We start from the raw sequence: 14838 nt of genomic DNA on the forward strand, positions 1-14838 counted from the left end.
AGACATTAACGTTGGATTTACCTGAAATTATTCATTAATATGTCGCACTTAATGGATTACATGGAGTAAATTACTATGGCTTGGAAGCATTCAGGGAAAACAACCGCATTCGATTACACTGGCTTAGACGCCGAAACCGCGCAGGCATATGGTATAGCTTGCGACCCCATCAGTTTAAAAAGCGCCCGCATTTTCATTACCCAGCAAGCTTTGGCCATGCTGGCAAATCTCAATCACTTCGATCAGCGCAAGGTAGTGAAAGAGATCGCCCATGTCTGCAACAATCCCGGCAGTTGCAGCTCAATCAAACACAGCAAGCTCCCCTTTAAACGCCTGTGGCGCAGTAAGGAGCAATTCCAGTCCTATCATTATTTGATTGACTATAAAATTGCCGCTGATGGCCGAGTCGTCATCCACGATATTTATTTCGATACAGATGTTACGGGGGCCAAGACGCGACATAGCCTTGAAAGGAATATGCTGTATACAGTGAAGCGTATTGGCGGTCGTTTTGATGGGGCATTTGATGGCGAGGACTTAAAAAACACCAAAGCGGCTTGGGGAAGACCTGAACCTACTCCGCAGGTGAGAACTCTCCATGCGGCGGTCAATGGCATGCAAAATGATCTTTTAAAAGCCAACTGGTTGATGGGGACTCACTTAGATGTAGCCTACCCAGAGGATGATTTTAAAACCTATACCTTGTTCCACAATCCCACGGATCGTATGTTCTACGATGTGGTTGAATGTGTGTTCGATAAACGCCAAGGCACTAAGTCACAGAATGCGCAACACCTAGCGGCTCTTTTTCAACAGACGCAACAGAAAGGCCAAAAAACCAAGTGGGTGGTGCATAGCCAGGGGGCGATCATTTTCAGCGCCGCCCTGGAGGAATACCGTAAAAGCTATACCAGCGCCTTAACTTGCCACCAAGTTGTCGTGCATTCACCAGGGGCCTGGCTGCCCAGATTGAAGCAAGCCGCGACAGCGCTGGGCATGACTGTCGTCAATGAACGCAGTAATCCCTTCGATATAGTGCCGAATTTGGCTGGGACCAATGATCTTTCGCCCAGCAGTCTGGTCCGCAGTTTGAAGTTTATGGGCTTAACCTTCCTTGGCTCCGAGACGACCAGCCCTCATACGTTGCCTTTCTTGGGCCTGGAGTCCTATCATGCTCAGTTGCGCTTTGCTGGAAATCACAGGCGTGCCAATGATGTCTTGAAATACATGGGAAAACACACTTAGATGGTAACTTATGAGCCAAGGATCTATATTCACCCAATAAGGCAGCTATATGGCACTATTACGTAAATTATTGCGCCGCTATCGCGGTGGCCCAGATTTTCATCAGACATTTACTGAAAACTACTATTTGGGTGAGCAGTTTAAGCTGTCATTTCGGCTGCCGACTTGTAATCCACCTAAGCCCCCGAGAGCCAAGATAGTCAACTATCCATTGGAACAGCTGAATTGGTTTGAGGATAATTATCGGCAAATTGGCCATTCAAAATATATACCTCTACATGAGGCGTACTGGTATTTCTGGCCCTTGATACAAACGCCATTTCGCGGTGAACAGGGGGATTTACGTTTAAATCTGATACTGGGGAAATTAGCGCCAACCCAGCCACAGCCTCAAAGTGCTGCAGAACTGGGGCGGGCATTATTGGATCAATATAATGGCTACTATAATTCGTCCGTCGTTGGCGATTATGCTCTCGGTCGGAATACTGAAATAAGGAATGATGTGGAGGCACATTCGGCCAGACGGGCGACACCTTTCACCGAGGAAGAAAAACAGGAGCTAATCTCCAAAAAGATACAAAACTATGGTTACCCCAAGATCACCGAATATGAGGTGTTTACTTTTAACCAGACTGAATGGGTACTCCACGTAGAAAATGAAACAGGTTTTAAAAAATATCTATATGCAACCTTGCTAGAGCATAATTATTATCTGATGGCTGAATTTACCCTAAGTACCAACATGTCCGACAATACCAAACCTTGGTATAAGGATGCCGAGGCCGCTATCGAGCCTATGATGCAGCAGATTAAACTGCACAAGCTTGAGCTGCTGGCGAGCGATAACCTGCTGGCGGCGCGATAGCCTTCCGTCATTGAGGTGCCTAGCCCGTCGGCTAGGATCGGCCTATGCTGTTCGCATCGTTCGCGGGAAAGCCGACAGTTTTTCGCCTGCCCAGGTGCGATACCCTGCGCTGGAGTATAATTAGGATCAATGATTTAGGGCTTTAGTCGTTGCTCTGTTTGCTCTGTTGCTAAGGGGGAGGGCTGGTTTATGAGTCTGCTGATTTTCCTCTTCGGGATCCTGATCGCCCTGGCCGGTGCTTGGTTGTTGTTCAGGCCCGAGTCTCTGTTCGGATTGCTCATTCGACATGGGCGCTCGTTCGGACTCTATCTTTTTGCCATCTTGATCCGGCTGCTGCTCGGGGCCGTACTCATACAGGGGGCGCCGGACAGCCGCTTTCCGCTGGTGTTGCTGATCCTGGGGGCAATAAGCCTGGTCGCCGCTTCGGCCCTGGTTTTCATGGGACAGACCCGATTCCACAAGCTGCTCGAATGGGCCATTAAGCTCGCCCCTGACTACCGCGTCGTGGCCGGCATGTCGGTGCTCTTGTTCGGCGTTTTCCTCATGTATGCCGTGTACCCATGACTTATGCCAGGTTGTCAAGGCGCACTTGGCACCAGGGCTAAAACAGCTCTTTGAACTTGTGATACAGCATGCCGAGCGCCAGCATGGGGGATCTCAGCGCCGGGCCGCCGGGGAAGGTTATGTGCCGGACCTTGGCGAAGATGTCGAAGCGCTCCGCCTGGGTGGTCAGGGCCTCGGCGATGAGCCTGGCCGCCATATGGGTGGCGTTCAGCCCATGACCAGAGTAGGCCTGGGCATAGAGGACATTGGGCGCGTCCGGCAGACGGCCTATCTGCGGCAGGCGGTTGGCGCCTATGCCCAGCATGCCGCCCCATTGATAATCTATGCGCACGCCTTTGAGTCGGGGGAATACCCGCTCCAGCCTGGGTCTCAGGGCGGCCTCTATGTCTTTGGGATCTTTGCCCGAGTAAGTGCATAGGCCGCCGAACAGCAGGCGCCTGTCCTGGGACAGGTGGAAATAGTCCAGGTCGATGCGCATGTCGGCAAACGCCATGTCGTGTGGAATGATGGCGTCACACTGGGCCTGACTCAGGGGAGCGGTCGCCAGCAAATAGCTGCCGGCGGGCAAGATCTTGCCTCCTATGTAAGGCTCGAGCCTATGGCCCATGTAGGCATTGCCGGCCAATACCAGATAGCGGCAGTTGACTTCCCCCTTGGCGGTGAGGATTCTGGGTCTGTCCCCCTTGATGATTTTCTCCGCCGCGCTGTATTCGAACAGTTTTACCCCCAGTGCCTTGGCAACTCCGGCCTCACCCAGCACCAGGTTCAGTGGATGCAGATGACCACTGCCCATATCCAGCAGGGCGCCTTGGTAGGCATCCGAGCCTATCACCCCGTGGACTCGGCTGCGGTCCAGTAACTCGGTTTTATACAGGTAACCGGCATCCTGCAGTGCCGCCTGCTCCCGGGCCAGCGCCTGCATGTGCCTGGGTTTGACCGCCAGATCGCAATAGCCCAGGCGCAGATGACAGTCTATGTTGTTGTCGGCGATGCGTCGCTTGACCAGTTCCACCGCCTCTAAGCCCATCTGCTGAATGGCGCGTACGCCATCGCGGCCGATTTCATTGCTGAATTGCGCCAGGTCATGACCTATGCCACGGATAAGCTCGCCGCCGTTGCGCCCGGAGGCGCCCCAGCCGATGCGTTTGGCCTCGAGCAAGGCCACGCCGAAGCCCTTCTGGGCCAGCTCTATGGCGGTATTGATCCCGCTGAAGCCACCCCCGACCACGCAGACATCGACCTCCAGGCTTTCGCTCAGCTGCGGCTGTTCGCACCAGGGATTGGCGCTGGCGACATAATAGGATTCCGGGTAGGTGTGGCTATGCACCCGGCTCGTGCGTGGCATCATGGTTTCCAAGAATTGTTTTTCCCATAAAGCTCAGTATACTCGTCAGTTTTTGCACACTTTAACTGACAGGTGTTCGTTTTATTTAACACAGTTTTTGTGTAGAATACAATTCGGTCCGAGTGACTCGGCCATGCCGGGTCGTGCCGGTGTTGGGTGCCCGCGAGGGCATGGAGTCAAGTATTTTTGTCCGGGCCCAGGCTTGGAACCTCTTGGGGGATGTTGGATTTGGATATTGGAGCCAGCCTCAAAACTGTCCGAAAAATGAAAGGCTTATCTCAGCGTGAACTGGCCAAACGCGCCGGGGTAACCAACAGCACTATCTCTATGATAGAGAAGAACAGTGTCAGTCCCTCGGTCAGCTCGCTGAAAAAAGTCCTGGCAGGGATCCCCATGTCGCTGGTGGATTTCTTCTCCATAGAAACCGCTGCCATAGGCGAACCCAAGGTCGTCTACCGTGCGGATGAGTTGCTCGACATAGGCACAGGGCCACTGGAGCTTAAGCTCATAGGCCGTGACTACCCCAACAGGGCCATGTCCGTGATGAGCGAAACCTATCCGCCGGGCGCGGATACCGGCGAAGAAATGCTTAAACATCAAGGTGAAGAAGCGGCCATGGTGATAGCAGGTCGGTTGGAACTCACGGTAGGCGACGAAGTGTACCTGCTGCAGGCGGGTGACAGCTATTACTTCAACAGCGAATCTCCCCACAGATTCCGTAACCCCTTCGATGAACCCTGTTGCCTAGTCAGCGCCACCACACCGGCCAATTTCTAGGCGTTGCAAGCTTTTCCCTCTCTTCTCTGTCTCCCGTCTTGGGCGGCGCTCCCTGGGCTTTAGGCCAGGTAAATAGGCCAGGTAAAGAATATCGACTCAAGCGGCGCCCTGTGTTTTTTCGGCTCCTGGCCAGGGCGCAGCAGACGCGCTTGGGTCGACATCCGCCGGCCGCGCGGCGCCGCCTGCCCGCGCATTATCATCTAAACTCATAGTGCTAAAGTGTAAGAATAATCGCCAGTTAGCCTCGTGGTTAACATTCGGATAACCTCTTGCTTGGGCGAATTTTCCCGTGTACTGTGTGAAAAAGTGAACATTAAACGAGCAAGTGTTCATTATGATATTCATGGCTATGCTGAAGGTGATATATGTCGGGCGCTGAGCTTCCTATCATAGGGGTTGTGGCTTGCAACCAGACGTTGGGTCTGCATCCTTTTAATATTGTTGGTGAGAAATATCTGTTGGCGATAGTCGAGGGCGCCGGAGGCTGGCCCCTGGTCGTGCCTTCCCTCGGCGAAGGGGCGCCGATTTCCGCCATACTTGCCCGCCTGGATGGCCTCCTCTTCACCGGCTCGCCATCGAATGTCGAGCCGCGGCATTACGCAGGTCCGGCGAGCGAGCCCGGTACCCTGCACGATGCCAAACGCGATGCCAGCACTTTGCCACTGATCCGCGCCGCCATAGATGCCGGCATTCCCGTGCTCGGCATCTGTCGTGGTTTCCAGGAGATGAATGTGGTGTTCGGTGGCAGCCTGCAGCAGAAGCTGCATGAGGCCGGGACCTATATCGAACACAGGGAAGACAAGAGGGCGCCATTGGAAGTGCAATACGGCCCGGCCCACGGCATCAGGGTGGAACCCGGGGGACTGATCCACCAGGCCTGGGGCCGCAGCTCAGCAGAAGTGAATTCTGTCCATACCCAAGGCGTAGCGCGCTTGGGTGCAGGGTTGCGGCCGGAAGCGTATGCGCCGGATGGTCTGGTGGAGGCTTTCTCCGTCGCCAATGCAAGAGAATTCGCCCTTGGCGTGCAATGGCATCCCGAATGGAAGGTGAGTGAAAATCCTTTTTATCTGTCTATTTTCAACGCCTTTGGTGATGCATGCAGACGCAGGGCAGCAGCGCGAGTGAAATCATATGGATAAGCTAATCGCTTTTTTGAAAGAGAAGAAAATCACGGAAGTAGAGTGTGTCATCAGTGACATGACTGGCATAGCCCGCGGCAAGATAGCGCCGGTAGACAAGTTCCTGGCCGAGAAGGGCATGCGTCTGCCCGAGAGTGTGCTGTTGCAAACAGTGACCGGCGACTTTGTCGACGACGAGGCCTATTATAAGCTGCTCGACGATGCCGATATCGACTTCGACTGTGTCCCTGATCAGAATGCCGTGTTCCTGTTGCCCTGGACGGTCGAGGCCACGGCGCAGGTGATCCACGATACCTATGACAAGATGGGCAACCCCATAGAACTGTCACCGCGCAACGTGCTCAAGAAAGTGCTCAGGCTCTACGATGAGCAAGGCTGGCAACCCGTGGTGGCGCCGGAAATGGAGTTCTACCTGACCAGCCGCAGCGACGATCATGACCTGCCGCTCAAGCCCCCGGTCGGCCGCTCAGGTCGCCCCGAGGCCGGCCGCCAGTCTTTTTCCATCGACGCCGCCAACGAATACGATCCCCTGTTCGAAGACATGTATGACTGGTGTGAGGCCCAGGGACTGGAGATAGATACCCTGATCCATGAGGATGGTCCGGCGCAGATGGAGATCAACTTCAGCCACGGCAATCCACTGGAGCTGGCCGATCAGGTGTTTGTGTTTAAACGCACCCTCAGGGAGGCGGCGCTGAAACACAATGTCTGTGCGACCTTCATGGCTAAGCCTGTGACCAATGAGCCAGGCAGCGCCATGCACCTGCATCAGAGCGTGCTGAATAAGGAGACGGGCACGAATATCTTCACCAACGATGATGGCACCAAGAGCTCCTTGTTTCTCAGCTACATAGGCGGACTGCAACAATTCATTCCCGAGCTGTTGCCTCTGATGGCCCCCAGTGTCAATTCCTTCCGGCGTTTCCTGCCTGGCACCTCGGCTCCGGTGAACCTGGAGTGGGGCGATGAGAACCGCACCTGTGGTCTGCGCATTCCCGAATCATCGCCACAGAATCGCCGCATCGAGAACCGCATTCCGGGTGCCGACGCCAATTGTTATCTGGCCATCGCCGCCAGCCTGCTCTGTGGCTACATAGGCATGGTCGACAAGCTCAAGCCTTCGACCCCGGTGCAGGGCAAGGCCAATGAGAGCCGCAGCAACAACACCCACAACCTGCCGCTGACCCTGGAAGAGGCGCTGGCGGCGATGGAAGCCAGTGTTGCCTGCAAACAGTATCTGGGCGAGGCATTTACCACAGGCTTCGTGGCGGTCAAGCAGGCCGAGTTGGAAAACTTCAGGCGGGTGGTCAGTTCCTGGGAGCGGGAATTTTTACTCCTGACGGTATAGCGCTGCGGGTGAACCTGGGATAGCAATGCACGCCTTTGGACACACATGCCCCAGGCGACACCTGTGGCTGTTAGTTTTCTCGCGGCGACAGTCGCCGGCATGGGCGGGAGACGCAGCGCGGCATCTGGCCCTTATGGGCGGGGGCGCTAGAGTTGGCATGGAAACTGATTGAGATTTAACCGCGCTACTGCCGCACCCGGGTGTCGCCTGTCTTCTAGACTGAGGTAATGATGGCAGCAAGGGCAGTGCCTGGGCGTTGCTTGAGCCGGCATTAACAGTAACCAGAAGAACCGGCGCCGCCGCTAGCCGATGGAAGGAGAAAGCATGAAACTATTCAACCGAGTGACCATCCTGACACTGGTGACCGCGGGCCTGCTGTCTGCGGGCCTGGCCCTGGCCGAAGATGAGAAAATAGTGCGTGTCTACAACTGGTCAGACTATATCGCCGAAGATACCTTGGATAACTTCAGGCAGGCCACGGGGATCAGGGCCATCTATGATGTGTTCGACAGCAACGAAGTGCTGGAGGCCAAGTTGCTCTCGGGCCGCAGCGGCTACGATATAGTGGTGCCTTCCAACCACTTCCTGGCCAAGCAGATCAAGGCCGGTGCCTTCATGAAGCTGGATAAGTCCAAGCTGACCAATTACAAGAATCTCAATGCCGAATTGATGCAGCAGCTGCAGAAGGCAGATCCGGGCAACGAGTATGCCGTGCCTTATCTCTGGGGCACCAATGGCATAGGTTACAACCTGGACAAGGTCAGGGCGGTGCTGGGTGACGACGCCCCGGTCGATTCCATGGCGCTGATGTTCGACCCCAAGTATGCCGCTAAGCTGGCCAAGTGCGGCATGGCTATGCTGGACTCGGCCGACGACATGGTGCCCCAGGCCCTGTTGTATCTTGGGCTGGATCCCAACAGCACCAGGCCAGGGGATTACGAGAAGGCGGGTGAGGTGCTGGAGAAGATCCGCCCCTATGTGACCTACTTCCATTCCTCGCGCTACATCTCGGATCTCGCCAACGGTGACATATGCGTGGCCTTCGGCTTCTCCGGCGACGTGTTCCAGGCGGCGGCCCGGGCCAAAGAGGCGGGCAATGGCCAGAGGATAGGTTATGCCATTCCCAAGGAGGGGGCCAACCTCTGGTTCGACATGCTGGCCATCCCGGCCGATGCGGCCAATGCCGACAATGCCCTGGCCTTCATAAATTACCTGCTGCGCCCCGAAGTGATCGCCTCCATCACCAACTATGTGTCCTACGCCAATCCCAACGATCCTGCCCAAGCGCTGGTCGATGCGGCCATACGCAACGACCCGTCCATCTATCCCTCCAAGGAAGTGCAGAGCAAGCTCTACATAGGCGAGATCCGGCCATTGAAAATCCAGCGGGTGATGACCCGCGTCTGGACCAAGGTCAAGTCAGGCAGGTAAGGCGCAGGGGCATGGTCCCAGCCAAGCCCAGGACTAGCCTATCTGGAATCCCAAGTCGCAGACCCCGATGACATAGGGGGGAGAAGTGTTATGCAAACCAGCCAGGGCATCACCCATGATTCGCCCCCCAAGACCCAAGCCCAAGTACTGCTCAAAGTAGAGAGGGTCAGTAAGTTATTCGATGATGTGCGCGCCGTGGACGAGGTGTCCCTGACCATCCACAAGGGCGAAATCTTCGCCTTGCTGGGCGGCTCCGGATGCGGCAAGTCGACCCTGCTGCGGCTGCTGGCAGGCTTCGAGAAGCCGAGCGCCGGGCGCATCTTTCTCGATGGTGAGGACATTACCGATCTGCCGCCCTACGAGCGGCCGATCAACATGATGTTCCAGTCTTACGCCTTGTTTCCCCATATGACGGTGGAACAGAATATCGCCTTCGGCCTGAAGCAGGATAGGCTGCCCAAGGCCGAGATCACCCGGCGGGTGCAGGAAATGCTCAAGCTGGTGCAGATGGAATCCTTTGCCAAGCGCAAGCCGAGCCAGCTTTCCGGTGGCCAGTGCCAGAGGGTGGCGCTGGCCCGCTCATTGGCCAAGCGTCCCAAGCTGCTGTTGTTGGATGAACCCATGGGGGCGCTGGACAAGAAGCTGCGCACCCAGATGCAGCTGGAGGTGGTGGATATCCTCGAGGCCGTCGGCGTCACCTGCGTGATGGTGACCCATGATCAGGAAGAAGCCATGACCATGGCGGGGCGGATCTCCATCATGCATGACGGCTGGATAGCCCAGACGGGCTCGCCCATGGATATCTATGAGAGTCCCAACAGCCGTATGATTGCCGAATTCATAGGCACGGTTAACCTGTTCGAGGGCGAGATAGTCACGGACGAAGTGGACCATGTGATCATCAAGCCCAGCAGCCTGTCCCAGCCCTTCTACATAGGCCATGGGGTGACCACCAGCGTCGACGACGCCCATGTCTGGCTGGCGGTACGGCCGGAGAAGACGCTGATGAGCAGTGACAGGCCGGAGGGCGAGTACAACTGGGCCAAGGGCCTGGTGCATGACATAGCCTATCTGGGGGGCATTTCTGTGTTCTATATCAAGCTGGAAAACCAGCAGCTAGTCCAGTGCAAGATGATCAACCGCGAACGCCGCGCCGAATACCCGACATGGCAAGATGAGGTCTACATCAGTTGGGAGGCCACCAGTGGCGTGGTATTGAGAACATGAAGCCGCCCCTCAGGCTGCAATTGCCCGGGGGGCGACTCTGGACCCTAGGGCTGCCCTATGTCTGGCTGCTGCTGTTTTTTGCGCTGCCCTTCGCCATAGTGTTGAAGATCAGCTTCTCCACCGCCGTCATCGCCATTCCGCCCTATGAGCCGACCTTCCACTATGCCGACGAGGCGTTGCAGATCTTCCTCAACCTGGGCAACTATCTGTTGTTGCTGGACGATTCCCTGTACTACATGGCCTACCTGAGTTCGCTGAAGATGGCGCTGGTGTCCACCCTCTGCTGTATGCTGCTGGGCTACCCCATGGCCTATGCCATAGCGCGGGCGCCGGCGCGGCAGCAGACTGTGCTCTTGCTCCTGGTGATGCTGCCCTCCTGGACCTCCTTCCTCATCCGTGTCTATGCCTGGATGGGGCTGCTGAGCAACACCGGGCTCATCAACAACTTACTGCTGTGGCTGGGGCTGATAGGCGAGCCGTTGCAGATACTCAACACCAACCTGGCCGTCTACATAGGCATAGTCTATGCGTATCTGCCCTTCATGGTGTTGCCCCTGTATGCCAACTTGGTCAAGCTGGACATGAGCCTGCTGGAGGCCGCCGCCGATCTGGGTTCCAGCAGCTTCAACACCTTCTGGAAGATAACCCTACCGCTCTCCAGGGGCGGGCTCATCGCCGGCTCCATGCTGGTATTCATTCCTGCAGTAGGCGAGTTCGTGATCCCCGAACTCCTGGGTGGCCCGGACACCCTGATGATAGGCAAGGTGCTGTGGCAGGAGTTCTTCAACAATCGCGACTGGCCGGTGGCCGCCGCGCTGGCGATCGTCATGCTGGTGTTGCTGCTGATCCCCATCACCCTGTTTCATCGCTATCAGTCCCGCAGCATGGAGAAAGAGCAATGAAAAGGAAGCTGAGGTTTTCCTCGGTGATCTTCGCTGATGTTGGCGCAGGTAAGCATCCCTGTCATACAGAGGTTCACCTATATCAGTCCCGCAGCATGGAGAAGGAGCGATGAAAAGAAAGCTGGGGTTTTCTTCGACAGTCCTCTGGCTGGGGTTGGTGTTTCTCTATGCGCCCATGTTGATCCTCATCCTCTATTCATTCAATGAATCCAAGCTGGTGACCGTCTGGGGCGGCTTTTCGCCCAAGTGGTATGCCGAGTTGCTTGGGGACCAGCAGATATTGGATGCCGTCTGGACCAGTTTACGCATCGCCTTTTATAGCTCGACCATGGCGCTGATCCTCGGCACCATGGCGGCCTTCGTCATGGTCCGCTTCAAGCGCTCATGGGGCAAGATGAGCCTGTCGAACATGATCACCGCGCCTCTGGTGATGCCAGAGGTGATCACCGGCCTTTCCCTGTTGTTGCTGTTCGTGCACATGGCGGACCTGCTCGGTTGGCCCAGGGAGCGTGGCATGCTCACAGTCTGGATTGCCCATTCTACCTTCTGCGCCTCTTATGTCGCCGTGGTGGTGGCGTCGCGGCTAAGGGAATTGGACTTGTCGATAGAAGAGGCGGCATTGGATCTCGGCGCCACCCCGCTCAAGGTCTTCTTCCTGATCACTGTGCCCATGATTACCCCCGCCTTGGTGGCGGGCTGGCTCTTGTCCTTCAGCCTGTCGCTCGATGATCTGGTGATCGCCAGTTTTGCCTCGGGTCCTGGGGCGACGACCCTGCCCATGGTGGTGTTCTCCTCGGTCAGGCTCGGGGTCTCGCCCAAGATCAATGCCCTGGCGACCCTGATCATCCTCTTCGTCTCGCTGATCGCCTTCTTCTCCTGGTATATGGCGCGCCGCTCCGAACGCCGCGACAGGCATGCCGGCCGCTAGCCGCTCTTGGGCCGGCGCGCTTGTCCTGCCAGCCGTCAGCATCCCAGGTTGGCGGGGGTCAGGGGCGAGTATGTGTGTGTAAAAAATATAAAACGAAGTGTAAATTATCACGCCTTTCTGGCTAGTGTTCCCACTGGCTTGGGTGTAGGATGAAGTCATTGTGTTATATGCAGAACATTCGCTTGAGGGAGCCAAATGCCAGCCATACCCCATACAGAATCTTATTATGCGGCCAGTGCCAATGATAAGCGTGAGCGCCCGCGGCTGCAGGAAAACCTGGAGACGGATGTCTGCATCATAGGTGCGGGTTATACCGGCCTGTCGGCGGCGCTGCACCTGCTGGAAACCGGCTTCAGGGTGGTGGTGCTGGAGGCGGCGCGTGTGGGCTGGGGCGCCTCCGGCCGCAACGGCGGCCAGATAGTCAACAGCTATAGTCGCGACATAGACACGATAGAGAAGCTGGTCGGCACAGATCTGGGCAAGCTATTCGGCGAGATGGCCTTCGAAGGCGGGCGTATCATACGCGAGCGGGTCGCCAAATACCGCATAGACTGCGATCTCAAGGATGGCGGGGTATTTGCGGCGCTCAATCAGAAACAGCTGAACCACCTGCGGCAGCAAAAACAGCTGTGGGAGCGCCATGGCCACAGAGACAAACTCGAGCTCTTGGATGCCGACGGCATACGCGCCCTGGTCGACAGCGAACGCTATATCGGCGGCATGCTGGACAAGAGCGGCGGCCACATGCATCCGCTGAACCTGGCGCTGGGGGAGGCCAGGGCGGTGGAGTCCCTCGGTGGCAAGATATTCGAAGACTCGGCGGCGGTCCGCATCGAGGAAGGGGCCACTCCCTTGGTGCATACCGCCCAGGGCAGCGTCAAGGCCAGGTTCGTGGTGGTGGCGGGCAACGCCTATCTGGGCAAGTTGCTGCCCGAGCTGCAGGCCAAATCCATGCCCTGCGGCACCCAGGTGATCGCCACAGAGCCCCTGGGAGAGGACCTGGCTCATCGCCTGCTGCCCCAGGACTACTGCGTTGAAGACTGTAATTATCTGCTGGACTACTTCCGGCTGTCGGGCGACAAGCGCTTGATTTACGGCGGTGGCGTGGTCTATGGTGCGCGGGATCCCGCCGACATAGCGTCCATCATAGTGCCCAATATGCTCAAGACCTTCCCTCAGCTCAAGGGAGTGAAGATAGACTATGCCTGGAGCGGCAACTTCCTGCTGACCCTGTCGCGCCTGCCCCAGGTGGGGCGCATAGGACAAAACCTCTATTATTCCCAGGGCTGCAGCGGCCACGGGGTGACTTATACTCATCTGGCGGGGAAACTCATAGCCGAGATGCTCAACGGCCAGGCGACCCGGTTCGACGCCTTCGCCAGCCTGCCTCACTATCCCTTCCCAGGTGGCCACGCGCTGCGGGTGCCCTTCAGTGCATTGGGCGCCTGGTACTACAGCCTGAGGGATAAGTTCGGCATCTGAGACGGCAGCAGGCATGGGGTCATGCAGGGCCAGGAATAAGACAAATAACCTGGGTGAAGCCCGGCAGCCGTCGGCGCCCGCTTCACCCTACATGGGCCGCACCCGAGGTGACGGCGAGAGAAACAAGGAGTCGCTTGTGAAGTTAACAGATCCTGACTTGCTGCGTGAGCAAGCCTATATAGATGGCAACTGGTGTGATGCCATTTCCTATGACACTGTCGTGATTTGCAATCCCGCCAACGGCAGGCCCATAGGCAAGGTGCCTGTGATGGGCGCCGCCGAGACAGAGATGGCGATAGCGGCCGCCGAGGCCGCCCTGCCTGAGTGGCGTGCCCTGAGCGCCAAGGCGCGGGGGCTGAAACTGCGTCGCTGGTTCGAATTGATCCTGGAGCACAGTGACGACCTGGCATTGCTGATGACCACAGAACAGGGGAAGCCGCTGGCCGAGGCCAAGGGCGAGGTGACCTACGCCGCTTCCTTCATCGAATGGTTCGCCGAAGAGGCCAAGCGTGTCTATGGCGATGTGATCCCCGGCCATCAGGACGATAAGCGCCTGCTGGTGATCAAGCAGCCAGTGGGGGTTACGGCGGCCATCACTCCGTGGAACTTCCCGGCGGCGATGATCACCCGCAAGGCGGGCCCGGCCCTGGCGGCCGGTTGCACCATGCTGGTCAAGCCCGCACCGCAGACGCCGTTCACCGCGCTGGCGCTGGCGGAGCTGGCCGACAGGGCAGGTATTCCGCCCGGGGTATTCAACGTGATCACAGGCGATGCCGTCGCCATAGGCAACGAGATGTGCAGCAATCCCCTGGTGCGCAAGTTGTCCTTCACCGGCTCGACCGCCGTCGGCATCAAGCTGATGGCCCAGTGTGCCCCGAGCATGAAAAAGTTGTCGCTGGAGCTGGGCGGCAATGCGCCTTTCATCGTCTTCGATGATGCCGATCTGGATGCCGCCGTCGAGGGGGCGATGATCTCCAAGTACCGCAACGCCGGCCAGACCTGTGTTTGCGCCAACCGCATCTATGTGCAGGATGGGGTCTACGAGGCCTTCGCCCAGAAACTGGCGGCGGCGGTCGCCAAGCTCAAGGTGGGTGAGGGCATAGCGCCGGGGATCACCACGGGTCCCTTGATCAACAGCGATGCCCTGGCCAAGGTGCAACGTCACCTGGACGATGCGCTGCAAAAAGGCGCCAAGCTGCTCGCCGGCGGCAAGCCCCATGCCCTGGGCGGCAACTTCTTCGAGCCGACCATACTGACGGAGGTCGACGCCTCCATGCTGGTGGCGCGGGAAGAAACCTTCGGTCCGCTGGCGCCGCTGTTTCGCTTCAACCAGGTCGATGAGGTGATACATCAGGCCAACGACACAGAGTTCGGTCTGGCGGCCTATTTCTACGGCCGGGATATTTCGTTGATCTGGAAGGTGGCCGAGGCGCTGGAATACGGCATGGTCGGGGTCAATACCGGGCTCATCTCCACCGAGGTGGCGCCCTTCGGTGGCATCAAGTCTTCCGGGCTGGGCCGCGAGGGTTCCAGATATGGCATAGAAGAGTATCTGGAAATGAAATACATCTGTCTGTCGGTATAA

Annotated in this window: 13 protein-coding genes; 12 read left to right on the forward strand and 1 reads right to left on the reverse strand. The window is 57.2% G+C overall.

Features of this window, described 5'->3' with window-relative positions:
- The first annotated feature begins 75 nt into the window (after positions 1–75).
- From LZP73_RS09675 to LZP73_RS09685, 3 genes are all read left to right on the forward strand, one after another.
- Complete coding sequence (locus LZP73_RS09675) at positions 76–1245, forward strand: hypothetical protein (RefSeq protein WP_234234635.1); 1170 nt, start codon at positions 76–78, stop codon at positions 1243–1245.
- Positions 1246–1294: 49 nt separating this feature from the next.
- Positions 1295–2110 (forward strand): hypothetical protein, encoded by an 816-nt coding sequence (locus LZP73_RS09680; protein WP_234234637.1) that lies wholly within the window; start codon positions 1295–1297, stop codon positions 2108–2110.
- A gap of 189 nt (positions 2111–2299) precedes the next feature.
- A complete protein-coding gene (locus LZP73_RS09685) occupies positions 2300–2674 on the forward strand; it encodes a hypothetical protein (protein WP_234234638.1) in 375 nt (124 codons plus the stop codon).
- Positions 2675–2711: 37 nt separating this feature from the next.
- On the opposite strand, the gene LZP73_RS09690 is transcribed toward LZP73_RS09685, so the two are convergent.
- Positions 2712–4019, reverse strand: coding sequence for an NAD(P)/FAD-dependent oxidoreductase (locus LZP73_RS09690; RefSeq protein WP_234235254.1), 1308 nt, complete (start codon positions 4017–4019; stop codon positions 2712–2714).
- A 228-nt stretch (positions 4020–4247) separates the two neighbouring features.
- Here LZP73_RS09690 and LZP73_RS09695 point away from each other — a divergent pair, with 228 nt between their 5' ends.
- From LZP73_RS09695 to gabD, 9 genes are all read left to right on the forward strand, one after another.
- Complete coding sequence (locus LZP73_RS09695; RefSeq protein WP_234234640.1) at positions 4248–4796, forward strand: cupin domain-containing protein; 549 nt, start codon at positions 4248–4250, stop codon at positions 4794–4796.
- A gap of 365 nt (positions 4797–5161) precedes the next feature.
- Positions 5162–5935, forward strand: coding sequence for a gamma-glutamyl-gamma-aminobutyrate hydrolase family protein (locus LZP73_RS09700; protein WP_234234642.1), 774 nt, complete (start codon positions 5162–5164; stop codon positions 5933–5935).
- Complete coding sequence (locus tag LZP73_RS09705) at positions 5928–7283, forward strand: glutamine synthetase family protein (RefSeq protein ID WP_234234644.1); 1356 nt, start codon at positions 5928–5930, stop codon at positions 7281–7283. The genes LZP73_RS09700 and LZP73_RS09705 overlap by 8 nt, the downstream gene beginning before the upstream one ends.
- 324 nt (positions 7284–7607) lie before the next feature.
- Positions 7608–8714: a polyamine ABC transporter substrate-binding protein gene (locus LZP73_RS09710; RefSeq protein ID WP_234234646.1), complete on the forward strand. Its 1107-nt coding sequence runs from the start codon at positions 7608–7610 to the stop codon at positions 8712–8714.
- 90 nt (positions 8715–8804) lie between these two features.
- On the forward strand, positions 8805–9941 hold the full coding sequence (gene potA / locus LZP73_RS09715; protein ID WP_234234648.1) for a polyamine ABC transporter ATP-binding protein: 1137 nt from the start codon (positions 8805–8807) through the stop codon (positions 9939–9941).
- Positions 9938–10843 (forward strand): ABC transporter permease subunit, encoded by a 906-nt coding sequence (locus LZP73_RS09720; RefSeq protein ID WP_234234650.1) that lies wholly within the window; start codon positions 9938–9940, stop codon positions 10841–10843. Before potA ends, LZP73_RS09720 begins: the two co-directional genes overlap by 4 nt.
- 109 nt (positions 10844–10952) lie before the next feature.
- Positions 10953–11771, forward strand: a complete 819-nt coding sequence (locus LZP73_RS09725) for an ABC transporter permease subunit (RefSeq protein WP_234234652.1) — start codon at positions 10953–10955, stop codon at positions 11769–11771.
- Between the two features lie 195 nt (positions 11772–11966).
- Entirely contained in the window at positions 11967–13253 is a 1287-nt protein-coding gene (locus tag LZP73_RS09730; protein ID WP_234234654.1) for an NAD(P)/FAD-dependent oxidoreductase, read from the forward strand.
- Between the two features lie 136 nt (positions 13254–13389).
- Complete coding sequence (gene gabD, locus LZP73_RS09735) at positions 13390–14838, forward strand: NADP-dependent succinate-semialdehyde dehydrogenase (RefSeq protein ID WP_169564445.1); 1449 nt, start codon at positions 13390–13392, stop codon at positions 14836–14838.

Origin of the sequence: Shewanella sp. AS16 (assembly GCF_021412365.1) — a bacterium.
Taxonomy (GTDB): domain Bacteria; phylum Pseudomonadota; class Gammaproteobacteria; order Enterobacterales; family Shewanellaceae; genus Shewanella; species Shewanella salipaludis.

What these genes read in the sequence shown, in the direction of transcription:
- LZP73_RS09690 (WP_234235254.1), bottom strand. Translation starts at nt 4,019, where the DNA reads ATGCCACGCACGAGCCGGGTGCATAGCCACACCTACCCGGAATCCTAT.
- LZP73_RS09710 (WP_234234646.1), top strand. Translation starts at nt 7,608, where the DNA reads ATGAAACTATTCAACCGAGTGACCATCCTGACACTGGTGACCGCGGGC.
- LZP73_RS09705 (WP_234234644.1), top strand. Translation starts at nt 5,928, where the DNA reads ATGGATAAGCTAATCGCTTTTTTGAAAGAGAAGAAAATCACGGAAGTA.
- potA (WP_234234648.1), top strand. Translation starts at nt 8,805, where the DNA reads ATGCAAACCAGCCAGGGCATCACCCATGATTCGCCCCCCAAGACCCAA.
- LZP73_RS09680 (WP_234234637.1), top strand. Translation starts at nt 1,295, where the DNA reads ATGGCACTATTACGTAAATTATTGCGCCGCTATCGCGGTGGCCCAGAT.
- LZP73_RS09685 (WP_234234638.1), top strand. Translation starts at nt 2,300, where the DNA reads ATGAGTCTGCTGATTTTCCTCTTCGGGATCCTGATCGCCCTGGCCGGT.
- LZP73_RS09700 (WP_234234642.1), top strand. Translation starts at nt 5,162, where the DNA reads ATGTCGGGCGCTGAGCTTCCTATCATAGGGGTTGTGGCTTGCAACCAG.
- LZP73_RS09730 (WP_234234654.1), top strand. Translation starts at nt 11,967, where the DNA reads ATGCCAGCCATACCCCATACAGAATCTTATTATGCGGCCAGTGCCAAT.
- LZP73_RS09725 (WP_234234652.1), top strand. Translation starts at nt 10,953, where the DNA reads ATGAAAAGAAAGCTGGGGTTTTCTTCGACAGTCCTCTGGCTGGGGTTG.
- LZP73_RS09675 (WP_234234635.1), top strand. Translation starts at nt 76, where the DNA reads ATGGCTTGGAAGCATTCAGGGAAAACAACCGCATTCGATTACACTGGC.
- LZP73_RS09720 (WP_234234650.1), top strand. Translation starts at nt 9,938, where the DNA reads ATGAAGCCGCCCCTCAGGCTGCAATTGCCCGGGGGGCGACTCTGGACC.